Source organism: Micromonospora sp. CA-248260, assembly GCF_050942205.1.
In the GTDB taxonomy this organism is placed as follows: domain Bacteria; phylum Actinomycetota; class Actinomycetes; order Mycobacteriales; family Micromonosporaceae; genus Micromonospora; species Micromonospora antibiotica.
This window is the reverse complement of the sequence record NZ_CP192021.1, coordinates 4,740,194-4,762,926: the sequence shown is the minus strand read 5'-3', so window position 1 is coordinate 4,762,926 and position 22,733 is coordinate 4,740,194. Positions and strand designations below refer to the sequence as shown.

Sequence of the window (22,733 nt, the reverse complement as noted above, 5' to 3'; positions counted from 1 at the left end):
CGTGACTCGTCGGGGGACCATCGAAGACATCCTGCCGCTGTCACCCCTGCAGGGTGGCCTGCTCTTCCACAGCGTCTTCGACGAGACGACGCCGGACATCTACACCGTGCAGTCCACCTTCCACCTGGCCGGGACGCTCGATGAGGAGCGGGCCCGGGCGGCCGCGGACGCGCTGGTGCGGCGGCACGCCAATCTGCGGGCGGCGTTCCGGCATCGGGGCAACGGGGACTGGGCGCAGCTCATCGCGGCGCGGGTGACGGTGCCGTTCACCGTCCTGGACCTGGCCGGGTCGGGCGCGGACGCCGAGGAGCAGGCCCGGCAGGCCGTTCTCGCGGACCGGGCCACCCGGTTCGACATCAGTCGGCCGCCGCTGATCCGGTTCCTGCTGATCCGGCTCGGCGAGCGGGACCACCGCCTGGTGCTGACCATTCACCACACGGTTCTGGACGGCTGGTCGTTCCCGACGCTGCTCAAGGAGTTCCACGCCCTCTACCTCGCCGGCGGCGACGCGAGCATGCTGCCCCCGGTCGCGCCGTACCGGGACTACCTGGCCTGGCTCTCCGCCCAGGACCAGGACGCGGCCCGCGCCGCCTGGGACGAGACGCTCGCCGGGCTGGACGCGCCCACCCGGGTGATCACGGTGCCGGCTGACCGCGCCCCGCAGGATCCCGGCCGCACCGAGTTCGGGCTGACTGCCGAGCGCACCCGGGCGGTCACCGCGCTGGCCCGGTCCTCCGGCGTCACCGTCAACACGGTCGTCCAGGCGGCCTGGTCGCTGGTGCTGGCCGGGCTCACCGGCCGCGACGACGTCGTTTTCGGGGTCACCGTCAACGGCCGTCCGGCTGAGCTGCCCGGCGTCGAGTCGATGGTCGGCCTGTTCATCAACACCCTTCCGCTGCGGGTACGCCTCGATCCCGGCCAGACCGTCGGCGACCTGCTCGCCCGGGTGCAGGACCAGCAGCTGCGCCTGGTCGCGAACCAGCACATCGGCCTGGGCGAGATCCAGCGGCGGGCCGGGCTGGGCGCGCTCTTCGACACCTCGGTGGTGTTCGAGAACTTCCCGTTCGACGACGCCCCGGCCCCCGCGCCGGACAACGACGAGCTGCGCGTCGTCGGTGCCCGCAGCCACTCGGCCAACCACTTCCCACTCAGCCTGGTCGGCATGCCGCAGGACTGTCTGCGGTTCAAGCTGTTCCACCAGCCGGACCTGTTCGACGACGCGGCCGTCGCGGCGATCGTCGACCGGTTCCGGTGGGTGCTCGACGCGCTCGTCGAGCACCCGGACCGGCCGATCGGCCGGATCAGCCTGCTCACGCCGGCCGAGCGGGAGTTCGCCCTAGCGAACGACACCGCCCGCGAGGTCGCTCCGGCCAGCCTGCCGCAGCTCTTCGACGAGCAGGTCCGCCGGACCCCGGACGCGCCGGCCGTGCTAGCCGGCGGCCGGACCCTGACCTACCGTCAGCTGGACGCCCGGGCCAGCCACCTCGCCCGGGAACTGGCCTCCCGCGGGGTGGGCCCGGGCCGGCTGGTCGCGGTGCTGCTGCCCCGCTCGGTCGAGCTGGTGGTGGCGCTGCTCGCGGTGACCAAGGCCGGCGGGGCCTATGCGCCGATCGACCCGGACTATCCGGCCGACCGGATCGCGGTGATCCTGGGCGACGCCGACCCGGTTCTCGCGGTCACCACGGCCGGGACCGCCCTGCCGGAGGGCCTGCGGACTGTCACCTTGGGGGAGCATGAGTCCGAGCCGTTCACCGTGCGGGTCCGACCGCACGACCCGGTCTACGTCATCTTCACCTCCGGTTCCACCGGCCGCCCGAAGGGCGTCGTGGTCGAGCACCGCTCGGTCGGCGCCTACCTGAGCCGGGCCCGGGTGGTCTACCCGGACGCGGCCGGCATCGCGCTGGCGCACTCCTCGGTCGCCTTCGACCTGACCGTCACCGGGCTGTGGTCCCCGCTGGTCTCCGGTGGTCAGGTGCACGTCGCCGAGCTGCCGGACGCGGTCGACGGGCCCCGGCCGACCTTCCTCAAGGGCACCCCGAGCCACCTGCCGCTGCTCGACACCATGTCGGAGACGGTCAGCCCGAGCGGCACGCTCATCCTCGGCGGTGAGGCGCTGCGCGGTGAGGCCCTGCGCGCCTGGCGGGCCGCTCACCCCGAGGTTCAGATCATCAACGCGTACGGCCCGACCGAGGCGACCGTGAACTGCCTGGAGCACCGCATCCCGGCCGGTGAGCCGCTCCCGGACGGCCCGGTGCCGATCGGCACCCCGTTCTGGAACACCCGGGCGTACGTGCTGGACTCGGCCCTGCGCCCGGTCGCCGACGGGGTCACCGGGGAGCTCTACGTGGCCGGCGTCGTGCTGGCCCGTGGTTACCTCGGCCGCCCCGGCCTGACCGCGGAACGGTTCCCGGCCGATCCGTTCGGCCCGCCCGGCGCCCGGATGTACCGTACCGGCGATGTGGTCCGCCGCCGGGTCGGCGGCGCGCTGGAGTACGTCGGCCGCGCCGACGACCAGGTCAAGATCCGTGGTTTTCGGATCGAGCTCGGCGAGATCGCCGCCACTGCGGCCGCCCACCCGGCGGTGACCCGCGCCGTCGCCGTGGTCCGCGAGGAGTCCGGCGACCGGCGCCTGGTCCTCTACGTCGTCGGCACCGACCCGGCGATCCCCGCGCTGCGCGAGCACCTCGCCGCCGCCCTGCCCGAGTACATGGTGCCGGCCGCGATCGTGCCGCTGGCCGACCTGCCGCTCAACGCGCACGGCAAGGTAGACCGCGCGGCCCTGCCGGCGCCGGACTGGGCGGACGGCGCCGCGGCTGCCCGCGGCCCTCGCGACCCCCGCGAGGAGCTGCTGTGCGACCTGTTCGCGGCGGTCCTGGGCCGGCCGTCGGTCGGCGTCGACGAGGACTTCTTCGCCGTCGGCGGGCACTCCCTGCTCGCCATCCGCCTGGTCAGCCGGGTCCGGGCCGCCCTGGGCGCGGAGCTGTCCGTACGGCAGCTCTTCCAGAATCCGACGGTGGCCAAGCTGGCCCGGTCCCTGAGCTCGGCCGGCACCGCCCGCCCGCCGCTGACCGCGGGCCCGCGCCCGGAGCGGCTCCCGCTCTCCTTCGCCCAGCAGCGCCTGTGGTTCCTGCACCGCCTGGAGGGTCCCAGCCCGGTCTACAACCTCGGCTCGGCGCTGGAGCTGACCGGCCCGATCGACGTGGCCGCGCTGCGTGCCGCCTACGGGGACGTGCTGGCACGGCACGAGAGCCTGCGGACCGTCTTCGCCGAGGACGCCGAGGGCGCGTACCAGATCATCGTGGACGAGCCGGAGTTCGACCTGCCGGTCGTCGACTGCTCCGAGGCGGCCCTGCCGCAGCGGCTCGCCGAGTGCTCCCGCTACGCCTTCGACCTGTCGCGGGAGAACCCGCTGAAGCTGTGGCTGTTCCGCCTGGACGCCGACCGGCACGTGCTGTTCGTGCTGCTGCACCACATCGCCGGGGACGGCTGGTCCACGCCGCTGCTCTCCCGTGACCTGACCCGTGCCTACACCGCCCGGGCCGGTGGAGCCCCTCCCACCTGGACGCCGCTGCCGGTCCAGTACGCCGACTTCGCCCTCTGGCAGCGTGAGCTGCTCGGCTCCGAGGACGACCCGGACTCGCCGGTGGTCCGCCAGCTCGGTTACTGGACGAGTCACCTGACCGGGCTGCCGGAGGAGTTGCCGCTGCCGGTCGACCGTCCCCGGCCCGCGGTCGCCTCCTACCGGGGTGGCACGGTGCCCCTGCATGTCCCGGCCGGGGTGCACCGCGCGCTGCGTGAGCTGGCCCGCGACCAGCAGGTGACCGTCTTCATGGCGATACAGGCGGCCCTGGCCGTGCTGTTGTCCCGCCTCGGTTCCGGCCACGACATCCCGATCGGCGTCCCGGTCGCCGGCCGACCGGACGACTCCCTCGAGGAGCTCGTCGGCCTCTTCGTCAACACGCTGGTGCTGCGGACCGACGTGTCCGGCGACCCGACCTTCACCGAGCTGCTGGCCCGGGTCCGGGAGACCGACCTGGCCGCCTTCGCCCACCAGGACGTGCCGTTCGAGCGGCTCGTCGAGGTGCTCAACCCGGTCCGGTCCCGTTCCCGGTCGCCGCTGTTCCAGGTGCTGCTCTCGTTCAACAACAACGATCAGGGCGGTAGGACCGAGGCGCTCGCCTCCCTCGGCGACCTGCGCATCCGCAGCCACGGCGTGGACGGCGGCGTGGCCAAGTTCGACCTCGCAGTCAACCTGGCCGAGCAGCCCGGCGCCGACGGGCTGACCGGCATCATCGAGTTCTCCGCCGACCTGTTCGACCGGGCCACCGTGGAACAGCTCGCCGACCGGTTCGCCGCCCTGCTCGCGCAGTTCGCCGCCGACCCGGCGTTGCGGGCCGGCGCCGCCGACGTGCTGACCGCCGTCGAGCGCCGGCTGCTGCTCGACGACTGGAACGACACCGGCGCCGAGCTGACCGGCGGCTCCCTGCTCGACCGCATCGACCGGTTCGCCGCCGACCAGCCGGACGCGATCGCCGTCGAGTGCGCCGGTGTGCGGCTGACCTACGCCGAGCTGGACGCCCGCGCCGACGCCCTCGCCGGCCGTCTCGCCGCCCGTGGCGCGGCGCCGGAGACGTTCGTCGCGGTGGCCCTGCCGCGCTCCGCCGACCTGGTCGTGGCGCTGCTCGCGGTGCAGCGCACCGGGGCCGCGTACCTGCCGATCGACACCGAGTACCCGGCCGAGCGGATCCGGTTGATGCTCGCCGACGCCGCGCCGGTCGCCCTGCTAACGTCCACTGCCCTGCTGCTCGGCCTGCCGGCGACCCCGGCGGCGCCGGTCCTGCTGGACGTCGCCGAGCCGGCCCGGGAGTTCAGCCGCCGGATGGTCCCGGACAGCACGGCCGCCTACGTCATCTACACCTCCGGCTCCACCGGGGTGCCCAAGGGCGTGGTCGTCTCCCGGGGCGCGCTGGACAACTTCCTGCTCGCCATGCGCGACCGGCTCGGCCTGACCGAGGGCGACCGGCTGCTGGCGGTGACCACGGTCGGCTTCGACATCGCCGGCCTGGAGCTTTACCTGCCGCTGTTCGCCGGCGCGACAGTGGTGGTCGCGGAACGGGACACGGTGCGCGACCCGGCCGCCCTGCGCGACCTGCTGGCCGGTGACCGGATCACCGCCATGCAGGCCACCCCGACGCTGTGGCAGGTGCTTACCGCCGAGCAGCCGGAGGTCCTCGGCGGCGTGGACGTCCTGGTCGGTGGCGAGGCGCTGCCGCCGGCCCTGGCGGCCACCCTGGCCGGGCACGCCGCCTCGGTCACCAACGTGTACGGCCCGACCGAGACCACCGTGTGGTCGACCGCCGCGGCGGTCACCGGCGCGCCGCCGACCATCGGCGCCCCGATCGCCAACACCCGCGTCTACGTGCTGGACGACGCGCTGCGACCGGTGCCGGTGGGCGTGGCCGGCGAACTGTACATCGCCGGCTTCGGCGTGGCCCGCGGCTACCTGCGGCGGGCCGGGCTGACCGCGCAGCGGTTCGTCGCCGATCCGTACGGCGAGCCGGGCGAGCGGATGTACCGCACCGGCGACCTGGTCCGCTGGACCGCCGCCGGCGAGCTGGAGTTCTTCACCCGCGTGGACAGCCAGGTGAAGCTGCGCGGCTTCCGGATCGAGCTGGGCGAGATCGAAGCCGTCCTGGCCGGGCACCCGGACGTGACCGCCGCGGTCGCCGCGGTGCGGCCCGACTCGCGCGGCGAGAGCCGCCTGATCGGTTACGCCGTGACCCGTGGCGCGGTGGACGTCGGCGTCCTGCGCAAACATCTGGCCACCGCGGTGCCGGACTACATGGTGCCGTCGGTGTTCGTCCTGCTCGACGAGCTGCCGCTGACCGCCAACGGCAAGATCGACCGGGCTGCGCTGCCGGAGCCGGCCGAGGTCGTGACCGACGCGGCCGGCCGGATGCCGCGCTCGCCGCAGGAGGACATCCTCTGCGGGCTGTTCGCCGAGATCCTGAACCGCCCGCAGGTCTTCATCGACGAGGACTTCTTCGCCTCCGGCGGCCACTCGCTGGCCGCGATGCGCCTGCTCAGCCGGGTCCGGGCGGTCTTCGACCAGGACATCCCGATCAGCGCGCTGTTCGAGACGCCGACCGTGGCCGGGCTGGCCGCGCTGCTCACCACGAACGGCACCGCCCGGCCCCCGCTGATCGCCGGCGACCGGCCGCGGCGGCTGCCGGTCTCCTACGCCCAGCAGCGGCTCTGGTTCCTCAATCAATTGGAGGGACCGAGCGCCACCTACAACGTGCCGGCCGCGCTGAGGCTCACCGGCGACCTCGACGACGCCGTGCTGGCCGCGGCCCTCGGCGACGTGGTGGCCCGGCACGAGACGCTGCGCACCCTCTTCGAGGAGGACACCGAGGGCGTCCACCAGCGGATCCTGCCCCCGGCCGAGTTCCGCCTGTCGTCGCGGACCGTGGCCCCGGACGACCTGGACGCGGCACTGACCCGCGCGGCCCGGGTCGGCTTCGACCTGGGCGCCGAGATCCCGCTGCGGGCCCACCTGTTCCGCGTCGCCGCCGACGAGCACGTGCTGCTGCTGGTCATGCACCACATCGCCGGTGACGGCGGGTGGTCGATGCCGTTGTTGATCAAGGACCTGACGGTCGCCTACACCGCCCGTACGGCCGGCGCCCCGCCCGCCTGGGCCGCCCTGCCGGTCCAGTACGCCGACTACACCCTGTGGCAGCGTGACGTGCTCGGGGAGGCCGAGGACACCGGCAGCGAGATGGCTCGGCAGCTCGACTACTGGCGAACCAAGCTGGCGGGGCTGCCCGAGGAACTGTCCCTGCCGGTGGACCGCGGCCGGCCGCTGACCGCCACCCACCGCGGCGCGACCGTCGCGTTCACCGTGCCCGCCGCTCTGCACGCCCGCCTCGACGACCTGGCCCGCGAGCACCGCACCAGCACGTTCATGGTGGTGCAGGCGGCGCTGGCGGTGCTGCTGTCCCGGCTCGGCGCGGGTGAGGACATTCCGCTCGGCACACCCACCGCGGGCCGCACCGACGCCGCGCTGGAAGGTCTGATCGGGTTCTTCGTCAACACCCTGGTCCTGCGTACGGACCTGTCCGGCGACCCGACGTTCGCCGAGGTAATCGCCCGGACCAGGGCCACCGCGCTGGACGCCTACAGCCACCAGGACGTGCCGTTCGAGCGGCTCGTCGAGGAGCTGAACCCGGGTCGGTCGATGGCCCGGCACCCGCTGTTCCAGACCATGATCACCTGGAACACCGCGCGGTCGCAGGCCGGCGCCGCCGACACCCTCAGCCTGCCCGGCCTGTCGGTCGGCCAGCTCGAGCTGGGCACCGACGTGGCGACGTTCGACCTGCTGCTCGCGATCCAGGACCGGCGCGGAGAACGCGGGGCGGCGGCCGGGCTCGCCGGGCGGCTGGAGTTCAGCACCGACATGTTCGACACCGCCACCGCCGCGCGGATCGCCGACCGTTTCGTCCGGGTACTCACCGCGGTCACCGCCGCGCCGGACCGGCCGGTGCACCGCATCGACATCGTCGACGACACCGAGCGGGCCGCCCTGGACCGGATCAACGACGCGACGACGGCGTCGCGCACCGACGCGTCGCTGGCCGAGCAGTTCAGCGCTCAGGTCGCCCGTACGCCGGAAGCCGTGGCGATCGTCGAGGACGGCCGGGAGCTCACCTACGCCGCACTGGACGCCGCCGCCGACCGGCTCGCCGCCGAGCTGGCCCGCCGTGGCGCCGCCCCCGAGGAGTTCGTCGCGGTGGCCCTGCCGCGCGGCGCTGACCTGGCGGTCGCGGTGGTCGCCGTCCTCAAGACCGGCGCGGCCTACGTTCCGTTCGACCTGGAGTATCCGGCCGAGCGGATCCAGGCGATGCTGGCCGACGCCCGCCCGGCGCTGGTGATCAGCACTGCGGCGATCCCCGGGACGCTGCTGCCGGCGGACACGCCGCGGCTCCTGCTCGACACGGCCACGCTGCCGGAGCGGAGCTTTGGTCCCGCGCCGGACATCCGGCCGGACCATCCCGCGTACGTCATCTTCAGCTCCGGATCCACCGGCCGCCCCAAGGGCATCGTGATGCCGGGGCGGGCGATGACCAACCTGATGGCCTGGCACGAACAGGCGATGCCGAGCCCCGACGGCGCGGTGGTCGCCCAGTTCACCGCGGTCAGCTTCGACGTCTCGGTGCAGGAGTTCCTCTCCGCGCTGCTGCACGGCCGTACCCTCGCGGTCTGCCCGGAGGACGTCCGCCGGGACCCGCGTGCGCTGGCGCGGTGGCTCGACCGGCACGGTGTCGCCGAGCTCTACGCGCCCAATCTGGTCGTCGACGGCCTTTTCGAGGAGCGCGGTGACGCCGGGCTGGGCCACCTGCGGCGCGTGGTCCAGGCCGGCGAGGCGCTCACCCTGCGCCGCGGGGTCCGCGACTTCTACGCCGCGCACCCCGGTCACCGGCTGCACAACCACTACGGTCCGGCGGAGACCCACGTGGTCACCGCGTGGACGTTGCCCGCCGACGTGGCGGAGTGGCCGGACAGCCCGCCGATCGGCGTCCCGATCAGCAACACCCGGGTCTACGTGCTCGACAGCGCGCTGCTGCCGGTGCCGCCCGGCGTCACCGGCGAGCTCTACATCGCCGGCGACAACCTGGCCCGCGGCTACCTGCGCCGGCCCGGCATGACGGCCGGGCGCTTCCTGCCCGACCCGTTTGGTGTGCCCGGCCGCCGGATGTACCGCTCCGGCGACCTCGCCCGCTGGCGCAACGGCGTCCTGGAGTACGTCAGCCGCGCCGACGACCAGGTCAAACTGCGCGGCTACCGGATCGAGCTGGGCGAGATCGAGACCGTGCTCAGTCGGGCGCCCGGCGTCCTGCGGGCCGCCGTCGTGGTCCGCGAGGAGGGGCCCGGCGACAAGCGGCTGGTCGGCTACGTCGTACCGGAGCCGGGTTGGACCTTCGACGCGGACGCGCTGCGCCGTAACCTGGCCGCCTCGCTGCCGGACTTCATGCTCCCGTCGGCGCTGGTGCCGATGGACCGGCTGCCCCTGACCCACAACGGCAAACTCGACCGCCGGGCGCTGCCCGCGCCGCGCTACACCCGGGCGACCGAGGGCCGGGCGTCGCGTTCGCCGCGCGAGGAACTGCTCTGCGGGCTGTTCGCCGAGGTGCTGCGGGTGCCGGTGGTGAGCATCGACGACGACTTCTTCACCGCCGGTGGTCACTCGCTGCTCGCCACCCGGCTGACCAGCCGGATCCGCACGATGCTCGGCGTCGAGCTGTCGGTTCGGCAGGTGTTCGAGACGCCGACGGTGGCCGGTCTCAGCCGGGCGCTGGCCGGCGCCGCCGGAGCCCGGGCCGGGGTCACCCCGGCCGAGCGCCCGGAACGGCTGCCGCTCTCCTTCGCCCAGCAGCGTCTCTGGTTCCTGCACCAGATGGAAGGACCGAGCGCCACCTGGAACCTCACCACCGCGCTGCGGATCAGCGGCGCCCTGGACCCCGGCGCGCTGGCCACGGCGTTCGCCGACGTGGCGGGCCGGCACGAGAGCCTGCGCACCATCTTCGCCGAGGACGACGATGGCGCCTACCAGGTGGTACGGCCGGAGTCGCGGCCCGGCCTGCGGGTGATCAGCTGCTCGCCGGACAAGCTGGAGCGTGCGGTGGCCGCCGAGGCCCGGCTCGGCTTCGACCTGGCCACCGAGCCGCCCCTGCGTACGGTCCTGTTCGACCTCGGTTCCGACGAGTACGCCCTGGTGGTTGTGCTCCACCACATCGCCGGGGACGGCTGGTCGATGCCGGTGCTGGTGCGTGACCTGGCCGTCGCGTACGCCGCCCGCAGCGCCGGCCGCGCGCCCGGCTGGGCGCCGCTGCCGGTGCAGTACGCCGACCACACCCTGTGGCAGCAGCGGGTCCTCGACGAGGGCGGCGAGTTGAGCCGCCAGCTCGGCCACTGGACCGGGGCGTTGGCCGGCCTGCCGGACGAGCTGACCCTGCCGGTCGACCGGTCCCGTCCGGTCACCGCCTCCTACCGCGGTGGCCAGGTGCCGCTGGAGATCCCGGCCGAGGCGCACCGGCGGCTGGCCGCGCTGGCCGCCCGTACGCAGGTCAGTGTCTTCATGGTGGTGCAGGCCGCGCTCGCGGTGCTGCTGCACCGGCTCGGCGCCGGCGACGACATCCCGATCGGCACACCGGTCGCCGGTCGCACCGACGACGCGGTCGAGGACCTCGTCGGCCTGTTCATCAACACGCTGGTGCTGCGGACCGACGTGTCCGGCGATCCGAGCTTCACCGAGCTGTTGGCCCGGGTCCGGGAGGCCGACCTGGCCGCCTTCGCCCACCAGGACGTGCCGTTCGAGCGGCTCGTCGAGGTGCTCAACCCGGCCCGGTCCACCGCCCGTCACCCGCTGTTCCAGACCCTGTTGATGTGGAACAACAACGAGAGCCTGGGCGACCGGGAACTGCCGCTCGGTGACCTGGTCGCCCGGGCGCTGCCCACCCCGGCGGTGACCACCAAGGTCGACCTGACCCTCAACCTGGCCGAACGGCGGGCAGCGGACGGCTCCCCAGATGGGGTGACCGGCGCCCTGGAGTACGCCACCGACCTGTTCGACCGGTCCACCGCCGAACGGCTGGCCGACTGGCTCGGGCGCGTCGTCGAGGCGGTCGTGACGGACCCGGACGCCCCGGTGAGCCGATTCCCGCTCACCACCCCGGCCGAGGTCGCCGAGCTGGTCGTCGCCGGTACCGGCGAGCCTGCGGGGACGACCCCGGAGCTGCTCGACAGGTTCGCGGCGGCGGTCGCGCGTACGCCGGACGCGGTCGCCGTGGACGCCGGAGGCGTCTTCGTCACCTACGCCGAGCTGGACCGCCGGGCCGCCGCGATCGCCGCCGCCCTGGCCGCCCGGGGCGTGACCCCCGGATCGACCGTGGCGGTGGCCCTGCCGCGCGACGCCGACCTGGTCGCCGCCCTGCTGGCGGTGCTGCGCCGGGGCGCCCAGTACCTGCCGGTCGACCGGGACTTCCCGGCCGAGCGGGTGGCCTGGATGCTCACCGACGCCGCCCCGTCGGTGCTGGTGACCGACACCGCCGTGGACGCCGGTGTGCCGGTGCTGCTGATCGGCGACGTCACCGGGCCCGACCGGATCCCGGACGAGACGGTGCCGGGCATGGCGCCGGCCTACACGATCTACACCTCCGGCTCGACCGGCCGGCCCAAGGGCGTGGTCGTCCCGCGCGCCGCCATGGACAACTTCCTGGCCGCGATGGAGCAGCGGTGCGACCTCAGCGCCGGCGATCGCCTGGTCGCGGTCACCACGGTCGGGTTCGACATCTCGGTGCTGGAGATCTTCCTGCCGCTGACCGTCGGCGCGACGGTGGTGCTGGCCGCACGCGACGTCGTCGGAGACCCGGCGCGGCTGGCCGCGCTCGTGCACGCCCACCGCTCCGCCGTCGGTGACCTGCTGATGCAGGCCACGCCGAGCCTGTGGCAGGCGCTGCTCGACGAGGACCCGGCGGCGATCGACGGGCTGCGCGTCCTGGTCGGCGGGGAGGCCCTGCCGCCGGCGCTGGCCACCGCTCTGACCGCGCGGGCCGCGCAGGTCCTCAACATGTACGGACCCACCGAGACCACGGTCTGGTCGACCGCATCCGTGGTCGACGGCAGCCCGCACATCGGCGGACCGGTCCGCGCCACCACACTGCACGTGCTCGACCCGGGGCTGCGCCGGACCCCGGCCGGTGTGCCCGGCGAGCTCTGGATCGGGGGTGCCGGGCTGGCCCTCGGCTACCACGGCCGTCCGGCGCTGACCGCGGAACGGTTCGTCGCCGATCCATTCGGCGGGCCCGGCGAGCGGATGTACCGCACCGGTGACCTGGTCCGCTGGCGGCCTGACGGCCGTCTCGACTACCTCGGCCGGGTCGACGCGCAGGTCAAGCTGCGCGGCTTCCGGATCGAGCTCGGCGAGATCGAGACGGTGCTCCAGCAGCACCCCGGGGTGGCCCGCGCGGTGGTCATCGTCCGCGAGGACCAGCCCGGGGACCGGCGGCTGGCCGGATACGTCGTCGCCGAGCCCGGCTTCGCCCTGGACTCGGCGGAGCTGCGCCGGCACGCCGGGCAGACACTGCCCGACTACATGATGCCGCGGGTGATCGTGACGATGGACGCCGTTCCGCTCACCCCGAACGGCAAGGTGGACCGCCGGGCGCTCCCGGCACCCCGGTACGACACCGGACCGACCGGACGGCCGCCGCGCGACCCGCGCGAGGAGAACCTCTGTTGCGTCTTCGCCGACGTGCTCGGACTACCCCGGGTCTCGATCGACGACGACTTCTTCGAGTTCGGCGGTCACTCGGTGCTGGCCATGAAGGCCATCGCCCGCATCCGGACCGTCCTCGGCGCCGACCTGACCGTCCGCACCCTCTTCGAATGCCCGACCGTCGCCGACCTCGCCGGCCGCCTCGCCGCGGCCGGCGACTCCCCGGCCGCGGCCCCGGCCCGCCCGGCCCTGCGCAGGAGGACCACCCGATGATCCCGTTGTCATACGCCCAGCAGCGGCTCTGGTTTCTCCACGAGCTCGAGGGCCCGACCGCCACCTGGAACATCGCCACCGCACTGCGGATCACCGGCCGACTCGACGGGCCGGCCCTGCACGCCGCACTGCATGACCTGGTGCTGCGGCACGAGAGCCTGCGCACGGTCTTCGACGGGGAGCAGCAGATCATCCTCGGAGCGGATCACCGGCCCGGCCTGGAGACGGTTCGGGTGACTCCCGCGGAGCTGCCGGCGCGGCTGGCGGAGGCCCAGCGCCACGCCTTCGACCTGCGGGACGTGCCGCAACTGCGGGCCAGCCTCTTCGACCTCGGCGGCGACGAGCACGTCCTCCTGTTGCTGGTGCACCACATCGTCGCGGACGGCTGGTCCCGCTCGCTGCTGGTGCGCGACCTGATGACGGCGTACGCCGCCCGGGCCGAGGGACGTGCGCCGGAGCAGCCGGAACTACCGGTGCAGTACGCCGACTACGCGCTCTGGCAGCGTGAGCTGCTCGGCGAGGAGACGGACCCGGCCAGTCTGGCCGCCCGTCAGCTCACCCACTGGACGAGCACTCTGGCCGGGCTGCCGGAGGAGCTCCAACTCCCGGTCGACCGGCCGCGTCCGCCGGTGGCCGGGCACCGGGGTCACTCCGTGCCGTTCACCGTCCCGGCCGAGGTGCGTGCCGGCCTAACCGCGCTGGCCAAGCGGCAGCGCACCACCGTCTTCGCGGTGGTGCAGGCGGCCCTGGCTACCCTGCTGCATCGGCTGGGAGCCGGCGACGACCTGCCGATCGGCACGCCGGTCGCCGGTCGCCCTGACGAGGCGTTGCACGAGCTGGTCGGGCTCTTCGTCAACACGCTGGTGCTGCGCAACGACCTCAGCGGCGACCCTGCCGTCGAGGAGCTGGTCGGTCGTACCGCCGAGCTGGTGATGACCGCACAGGATCACCAGGACCTGCCGTTCGAGCGGCTGGTCGAGGCGCTCAACCCAGCCCGATCCCGGTCCCGCAACCCACTTTTCCAGACCCTGCTGACCTGGAACACGCTGGACGAGCGGGCCGCCCGGGAAAGCGTCGCCGCGCTGCGCGGGCTGACCGTGCGGGTGGAGCCGGCCGAGGCCGGCACGGCCCGGTTCGACCTGTCGGTAAGTGTGGAGGAGCAACCCGGCGGGGCCGGTCTCTGCGGCTCGCTCACCGCGTCGGCCGACCTGTTCGACGAAGGCACCGCCGAGCGGCTCGCGACCCGCCTCACCCGGGTGCTGACCGCGTTCGCCACCACGCCGGACATCCGGGTGTCCGCGGTCGACGTGCTGCTCGACGACGAGCGGGCCGACTTCGGGGGCAACCGCGCCGACGAGCCCGCGGCATCCCTTGCCGCCGCCTTCGACCGGTGGCTGGCCGCCGCGCCGGACGTGGTCGCGGTGGAGTGCGGTCCGATCCGGCTCAGCTATCGCGAGCTGGACGAGCGGGCCGGCCTGCTCGCCGCCGAACTGGCCGGCCGCGGCGCCGGCCCCGACCGGTTCGTCGCGGTGGCGCTGCCCCGCTCGGTCGACCTGCTGGTGGCGCTGCTGGCGGTGCTCCGCTGCGGCGCCGCCTACCTGCCGGTCGACATCGAGTACCCGGCCGACCGGGTCGCCTACCTGATCGAGGACTGCGCGCCGGTGCTGGCCATCACCGACACGGCCACCTCGGCGCTGCTGCCGAGCGACGCCGAACGGCTGTTGCTGGACACGTTCGCCCCGGGTGAGACGTCACTGCCGGCGCTTCCAGTGCCGGGAACCGCGGCGGCGTACACCATCTACACCTCCGGTTCCACCGGCCGCCCCAAGGGCGTCGTCATCCCCCGGTCCGCGTTCGACAACTTCCTGGCCGCCATGCGCGAGCGGATCGGCCTCGACCCCGGCGAGCGTCTGCTGGCCGTCACCACCGTCGGCTTCGACATCGCCGGCCTGGAACTGTTCCTGCCCCTGACAACCGGCGCGACCGTGGTGATCGCGCCGCGGGAGACGGTCCGGGACACCGCCCGCATAGCCGCCCTGCTGCGCACCGCGTCGGTCATGCAGGCCACGCCCACGCTGTGGCGGGCGCTGGTGAGCGACGAGCCCGACGCGGTGGCCGGCGTCCGGGTCCTAGTCGGCGGCGAACCGCTGCCACCCGACTTGATCGAGGCGTTCGGCCCGGCCGCGGCGGTACACAACATGTACGGCCCGACCGAGACCACCGTCTGGTCGACGGTCGGCGACGTCACCGCCGGCCGTGCCGTGCGAATCGGAACGGCGATCCGGAACACCGACGTGCTCGTACTCGACGCCGGCCTGCGCCCGGTGCCGACCGGTGTCCCCGGCGAGCTGTACCTCGGTGGTGACGGGCTGGCCCGCGGCTACCACGGCCGCGCCGGGCTCACCGCCGGGCGGTTCGTCGCCTGCCCGTACGGCCGGCCCGGCGAGCGGATGTACCGCACCGGGGACCTGGTCCGCCGTACGCCGGAAGGATTGGAGTTCTTGTCCCGGGTCGACGACCAGGTCAAAATCCGCGGATTCCGGATCGAGCTCGGCGAGATCGAAGCCGTGCTCGCGGCCGCGCCGGGGGTGCGCCGGGCCGCAGTCGCGGTCCGGGCCGACGCCGGTGGTGAGCCCCGCCTGGTCGCCTACGTCAACGACCCGTCGACCGACCTGGCGGCGGTGCGCGGGCACCTGACCGGGCTCCTGCCCGACTACATGGTGCCCTCGGCGTTCGTCACCGTGCCGGAGTTCCCCCGGACCCCGAACGGCAAGCTCGACCGGAAGGCCCTGCCGGCCCCCGTGTTCGCGAACGCGAGCCCCGCCCGGGCCGCGCGTACTCCGCAGGAGGAGATCCTCTGCGGGCTCTTCGCCGAAGTGCTGCGTCGCCCGTCGGTGGGCGTGGACGACGACTTCTTCGGCTCGGGCGGGCATTCCCTGATGGCCATGAGCCTGATGGGCCGCATCCGGACGGTGTTCGGCATCGATCTGCCGATCAGCGTCCTGTTCGAGGCGCCCACCGTCGCCGGGATCTCGGCGGCGATGGAACGGGCTGGGCGTGGGAGGCGATCCCTCACCGCGGTACCCCGGCCCGAGCGCCTGCCACTCTCCTTCGCCCAGCAACGGCTGTGGATCCTGCACCAGATGGAAGGGCCGAACCCCGCGTACCACGTGCCGGCCGCGCTCCGGCTCATCGGTGACGTCGACCCGGCCGTTCTGGCCGACGCGTTGGCCGACGTCGTCGCTCGGCACGAGGTGCTGCGGACCGTCTTCGCCGAGGACGGTGACGGTGCGTACCAAGTGGTGCGGCCGGATGCCCGGCCGGTGCTGACCGTGGTCGACGGGGACGATCTGGCGTCCGCGATCCGGCGGCCGTTCGACCTGTCGGCCGAGATCCCGATCCGGGCCTGGCTGTTCGAGCCCGGTGGCAACGAGCGCATCCTGCTGGTGGTCGCGCACCACATCGCCGCCGACGGCGGCTGGTCCATCCCGCTGCTGATGGGCGAGCTCACTGAGGCGTACGCCGCCCGCACCGCCGGCGGGGTGCCGGACTGGGCGCCCCTGCCGGTGCAGTACGCCGACTACACCCTCTGGCAGCGCGCGGAGCTCGGCGACGAGTCCGACCCGGACAGTGCGCTGGCCCGTCAGATCGCCTACTGGACCGAGGCGCTGGCCGGGCTGCCGGACGAGCTGACCCTGCCGGCCGACCGGTCCCGCCCGGTGACCGCCAGCTACCGCGGGGGCCAGGTGCCGCTGGAGATCCCGGCCGCAGCCCACCAGCGGATCGTCGAACTCGCGGCGCAGGCCCGGGTCAGCGTCTTCATGGTGGTGCAGGCCGCGCTCGCGGTGCTGCTGCACCGGCTCGGCGCCGGCGACGACGTCCCGATCGGCACGCCGGTCGCCGGGCGTACCGACGACGTGCTGGACCGGCTGGTCGGCTTCTTCGTCAACACCCTGGTGCTGCGGACCGACCTGTCCGGCGATCCGAGCTTCACCGAGCTGCTGGGCCGGGTGCGGGAGACCGACCTGGCCGCCTTCGCCCACCAGGACGTGCCGTTCGAGCGGCTCGTCGAGGTGCTCAACCCGCCCCGCTCGATGGTCCGGCATCCGCTGTTCCAGACCATGCTCGCGCTCAACACCGTCGATCAGGTGGAGAAGATGGGCGGCGTACGGGAGCTGCCCGGCCTGACCGTCGCCGCGGAGCCGGTCGCCACCGGCTCGGTCATGGTCGACCTGCGATTCTCGCTGGCCGAGAAGCCCCGTCCGGCCGGGCACACCCCGGCCGGCCTGGCCGGTCACCTGGAGTACAGCACCGACCTGTTCGACACGGCCACGGCCACCCGCCTGGCCGACTGGTTCGTCCGGGTGCTCACGGCGGTCACCGCCGCCCCGGACCGCCCGGTGAGCCGGTTCGCGCTCGCCACCCCCACCGAAGAGCGCGCACTCACCCGGGCCGGGGAGCACTTGCCGGTGCCCCCGGACGGGCTGGCGGACTGGGCGGCGAGCACCGCGGCGGCCGTGCCGGACGCCGTCGCCGTGGATGGTGACGGCGGCCCGCTGACCTACGCCGAGCTCGACGCCCGGTCCGACCGGCTCGCCGCGCTGCTGGTGGCGCGCGGGGTGACGACCGAGTCGTTCGTCGCGGTCACGTTGCCCCGCACTGCCGTCCTCGCGGTCGCGCTCCTGGCGATCGTGAAGGCCGGCGCCGCGTACGTGCCGATCGACCCGGCGTATCCGGCCGACCGGATCGACTACATGCTCACCGACGCGGCCCCGGCGCTGCTGCTCACCACCCACGGCACCGACCCGGACGCCGGCACCGCGGTCGGCCGGCTGTTCCTGGACGAGATCGACCTGGCCCAGGGACAATCCGAGCCGGTACGGGTCGCCGCCCCGGCCACCGCGGCCGGCTACATGATCTACACCTCGGGATCGACCGGCCGTCCCAAGGGCGTGGTGGTGACCCGCGGTGGTTTCCAGAACACCCTCGTCGCCGTGCGGAGCCGGTTCGGCCTCACCCACGGCGACCGCCTGCTGGCCGTCACCACGATCGGCTTCGACATCGCCAGCCTCGAGTTCTTCCTGCCGATGATCACCGGCGCGACGCTGGTGATCGCCCCGGTGGACGTGGTCCGCGACCAGATCGCCCTGGGCGCCCGGATGCGAGCCGAGCGGGCTCGTGCCGGCACCCTGATGGTGCAGGCCACGCCCAGCCTGTTCCGGGCCCTGGCCGAACAGGACCCGGAGGCGTTCGCCGGTCTGCGCCTGCTGGTCGGTGGCGAAGCCCTGGCGATCGACCTGGCCGCCACCGTGATGGCCACCGCGGAGTCGCTGTCGAACGGCTACGGCCCGACCGAGGCCGCCATCTATTCGACGATGGCCTGGGTCGACGGGGAGACCGTGCCGGACATCGGCCCGGCGGTCGCCAACACCACCGCGTACGTGCTCGACGCGGGCCTGCGCCCGGTCCCGGCCGGAGTGCCCGGCGAACTCTACGTCGGCGGCGCCGGCGTGGCCCGCGGCTACCACGGCCGGCCCGGCCTGACCACGCAACGCTTCGTCGCCGACCCGTTCGCCGGGCCGGGACAGCGGATGTACCGCACCGGCGACCTGGTCCGCCGGCGTGCCGACGGCGCCTTGGACTACCTGGGCCGGGTCGACGACCAGGTGAAGCTGCGCGGCTTCCGGATCGAGCTCGGCGAGATCGAGACCGTGCTGGCCGGCCACCCCGAGGTGGCGCGGGCGGTCGTGCTGATCCGCGAGGACCGGCCCGGGGACCGGCGGCTCGTCGCCTACCTGGCCGCCGAGCCCGGGATCGACCTGGCCGCGGTCCGCGCGCACGCCGCCCTGGCCCTGCCCGACTACATGTTCCCGTCGATGCTCGTGCCGCTGCCGAAGATCCCGCTCACCCCCAACGGCAAGGTCGACAAGCGTGGACTGCCGGTGCCGGAGTACCGGCTCGACGACGCCGGCCGCGAGCCGCGCACCCCGCGGGAGGAGATCCTCTGCGGCCTCTTCGCCGAGCTGCTGCACCGGCCGGTGGTCCACCTGGACGACGACTTCTTCGGCTGCGGCGGCCACTCCCTGCTGGCCACCACGCTGGTCAGCCGGATCCGCGGCGTGCTCGGCGCGGAGGTGGGCATCCGCGACCTCTTCGATCACCCGACGCCGGCCCGGCTCGGCGCCAGGCTGGACGGCGCCGGGCGGAGCCGCACCCCGCTGGTCGCCGGAGCGCGTCCGGCCCGGGTGCCGCTCTCCTACGCCCAGCAGCGGCTGTGGTTCCTGCACGAGCTGGACGGGCCGAACCCGACGTACAACATCCCGACCGCTTTGCGGCTGACCGGCGCGCTCGACGTGGACGCCCTGCGGGACGCGCTGGCCGACGTGGTCGCCCGCCACGAGGCGCTGCGCACCGTGGTCGCGACCGACGACGACGGCGCGTACCAGGTGGTTCTGCCGGAAGCCCGGCCGGAGCTGACCGTGGTCGCCGGCGACGACCTGTCCGAGGCCGCCCGGTACGCCTTCGACCTGTCCGCCGAGATCCCGATCCGGGCCTGGCTCTTCGAGCCCGGCGGGGACGAGCACGTGGTGCTGCTGGTGCTGCACCACATCGCGGCCGACGGCTGGTCGCTGCCGGTGCTGGGCCGGGACCTGATGGCCGCCTACGACGCCCGGCGTAGCGGCTCGGCGCCGGACTGGGCGCCGCTGCGGGTCCAGTACGCCGACTACACCCTGTGGCAGCGCGCCCTGCTCGGCTCCGAGGACGACCCGGACAGCCTGATCAGCGCGCAACTCGCGTATTGGCAGGACGCCCTGGCCGGGCTGCCCGACGAGGTGGCGCTGCCCGGCCGCCGGCCCCGACCGGCCCAGCCGACCAACCGTGGGGAGACCGTCCGGTTCGAGCTCGGCGCCGACGTGCACGCCGGCCTGGCCGCGTTCGCCGCCGCCCGGCACGCCACTCCGTTCATGGTGGTGCAGGCCGCGCTCGCGGTGCTGCTGCACCGGCTCGGCGCCGGCGACGACGTCCCGATCGGCACGCCGGTCGCCGGGCGTACCGACGACGCGCTGGACCGGCTGGTCGGCTTCTTCGTCAACACCCTGGTGCTGCGCACCGACCTGTCCGGTGAACCCACTTTCGCCGAGGTGGTCCGCCGGGTCCGGGAGAGCGACCTGGCCGCCTTCGAACACCAGGAGCTGCCGTTCGAGCGACTGGTCGAGGTGGTCAACCCGGCCCGGTCGATGGCCCGGCACCCGCTGTTCCAGGTGGAGCTGCTCTGGCAGGACCAGAGCCTGGGCGTACGCGCGGTGTCCGAGGCCGGTGGCGTACGGCTGGCCGAGGAGCGGCCGGAGACCGGCATGACCCGGATGGACCTCTCGTTCGCCCTGTACGCCCGCCGGGACGAAGCCGGCGCACCGGCCGGGGTCTCCGGTCGCCTGCTCTTCGGCGTGGACGCGTTCGACCGGGACACCGCCGAGCGCCTAACCGTCCGGCTCACCGAGCTGCTCGCGACCGTCCTGCAGAGCCCGGACCAGCCGGTGGCCGAGCTGAGCCTCGGCGCCGTGCCGGCCGGTTTCGGCGTCGGCGCGGTGTTCCCGGACGACGGCGCGGGCCTGGCCGACCGGTTCGCCGCCGTGGTGGCGAGCACCCCGGACGCGGTCGCGGTGCTGGATGGCGACGTCCCGGTCACCTACCGGGAGCTGGACGCTTGGGCGACCCGGCTGGCCCGGCGGCTGCTGGCCGAGGGCGCCGGCCCGGAGCGGTACGTGGCGGTGGCCCTGCCCCGCTCCGCTGACCTGGCCGTGGCCCTGGTCGCGGTCCTCAAGTGCGGCGCTGCGTACCTGCCGGTCGATCTGGCCCTGCCGGCCGGGCGGATCGCGCTGATGCTCGCCGACACGGCCCCGGCCGTGCTGGTCTGCGCGGGCGGCTTCGACTGGGACGGCCCGGTCGTCGACGTGACCGCGCCCGGCGGCGCGCCGGAACCGGACGTCTGGCCGGTCGCCGGTCCACTGCATCCGGCCTACGTCATCTACACCTCCGGTTCCACCGGCCGCCCCAAGGGCGTGGTGATGACCCAGCTGGCGATGCGCAGCCTGCTCGCCTGGCACGAGCGCGCGTTGCCGGCCACCGGCACCCGCCGGATCGCCCAGTTCTCCGCGGTCGGGTTCGACGTCTCGGTGCAGGAGTTGCTGGGCGCCCTGCTGCACGGCTACACCCTGGTCCCGTGCCCGGCCGACATCCGCAGCGACCCGCCACGGCTGGCCGCCTGGCTCGCCGCCACCGGGATCGAGCACCTGCTGGCGCCGAACCTCGTGATCGACGCCGTCCTCGATGCGGCCGGTCAGGAGGGGATCCGGCTGCCCGCACTGACCGCGGTCGCCCAGGCCGGGGAGGCGCTGACACTGCGCCCGCACGTACGCCGGTTCTTCGCCGACCACCCGCACGCCCGACTGCACAACCATTACGGGCCGGCCGAGACCCACGTGGTCACCGCCACCACCCTGCCCGCCGCGGTGGCCGGCTGGCCGGAGACGGCCGGGATCGGCCGTGCCGTCGACAACGCCCACCTGCGGCTGCTCGACGAGCGGCTGCGCCCGGTCGCGCCCGGTGTTCCCGGCGAGCTCTACATCGCCGGTGCCGGCCTGGCCCGGGGCTACCACGCCCATCCGGGGCTGACCGCCCAGCGTTTCGTCGCTGACCCGTCCGGTACGCCGGGGGAGCGGATGTACCGGACCGGTGACCTGGCGATGTGGACCGGTGGCGGTGATCTGGTCTTCCTCGGCCGGGCCGACGATCAGGTCAAGATCCGCGGCTTCCGGGTGGAGCTGGGCGAGGTGGAGCAGGCCCTCACCGAGCAGGCCGGGGTGAGCCGGGCCGCGGTGCTGGTCCGCGAGGACGTGCCTGGTGACCGGCGGATCGTCGCCTACGTGGTGGGTGACGAGCCGGATTCGGTCGCCCTGTGTGCTGCGCTGGCCCGGCGGCTGCCGGACTACATGATCCCGTCCGCCGTCGTGCCGCTGGCCGCGCTGCCGCTGACCGGCACCGGCAAACTGGACCGGCGTGCGTTGCCGGCCCCGGTTCACACCGCCCGGGTCGGCCGGGCGCCGCGAACCCCGCAGGAGGAGCTGCTCTGCGGCCTGTTCGCCGAGGTGCTCAGGGTGCCGGCGGTCGGCGTGGACGACGATTTCTTCGCCGTCGGCGGACATTCGATGCTCGCGGCCGGCCTGGTGGCCCGGATCCGGGCGGTACTCGGCGCCGAGATCGGCGTCCGGACGCTGTTCGAGGCGCCGACCCCGGCCGCTCTGGCCGCGCGGCTCGGCTCCGGCGACGCCGGTGGGCCGGCGTTCGGGCCGCTGCTGCCGCTGCGGGCCCGGGGCGGCGAGCCACCGCTATTCTGCGTGCATCCGGCTTCCGGGGCCGGCTGGTGTTACGCCGGGCTGCTCAGCCACCTCAGTCCGGAGCAGCCGGTCTACGCCCTGCAGGCCGAGGGCCTCACCGGCGACGACCGGCCGGACACCCTGCGGGAGATGGCCGAACGCTACGTGCGGCTGATCCGCGAGGTGCGGCCGGAGGGCCCGTACCGGCTGCTGGGCTGGTCCTTCGGCGGCCACGTGGCGCAGGCCGTCGCGGTGCTGCTGGAACGCTCGGGCGCCGAGGTCGACCTGCTGGCCGTGGTGGACGCGCACCCGCAACCACCGGGCGCCGTGCCGCCGACCCGGCAGCAGGTGATTGCCGACCAGATGCGCGCGACCGGGTTCACCCACGAGGGCGACGACGTGCCGGTCGACGCCTACCTGACCTTCCTGCGCGGCGAGAACCCGTCGATCGCCGATCTTCCGGACGATCAGCTGCTGCGGATGATCGAGACCTTCGTCGGCAACGTGCTGATCATGCGGGCGCACCAGCCCGATCCGTACGGCGGAGATCTGCTCTTCGTCGCCTCGGCGCCGGGCGGCAAGGTCCGCGAGGACGCGTCATCGTGGGCGGCCCACATCGGTGGCCAGATCACCGAGCATCCCGTCGACGCCACGCACGAGCAGCTGTTCACCACGCCTGCGGCGGTCAGCGAGATCGGCCGTGTGCTGGCCAAACGCCTCGGCGCGACGGCATAGGAAACGGATAGACCACTGCCGGAGAGTCGAACTCGTCGTCACCGGACGACACCGATCCGATGTGAGGAGCAACC

2 protein-coding genes are annotated in these 22,733 nt (G+C 74.0%); both read left to right on the top strand.

The features are described 5' to 3' along the window. Position 1: 1 nt before the first annotated feature. Entirely contained in the window at positions 2-12,550 is a 12,549-nt protein-coding gene (locus ACQP2H_RS20415; protein WP_433228503.1) for an amino acid adenylation domain-containing protein, read from the top strand. Next, positions 12,547-22,659, top strand: a complete 10,113-nt coding sequence (locus tag ACQP2H_RS20410; RefSeq protein ID WP_219463558.1) for a non-ribosomal peptide synthetase — start codon at positions 12,547-12,549, stop codon at positions 22,657-22,659. The genes ACQP2H_RS20415 and ACQP2H_RS20410 overlap by 4 nt, the downstream gene beginning before the upstream one ends. Positions 22,660-22,733: the final 74 nt, after the last annotated feature.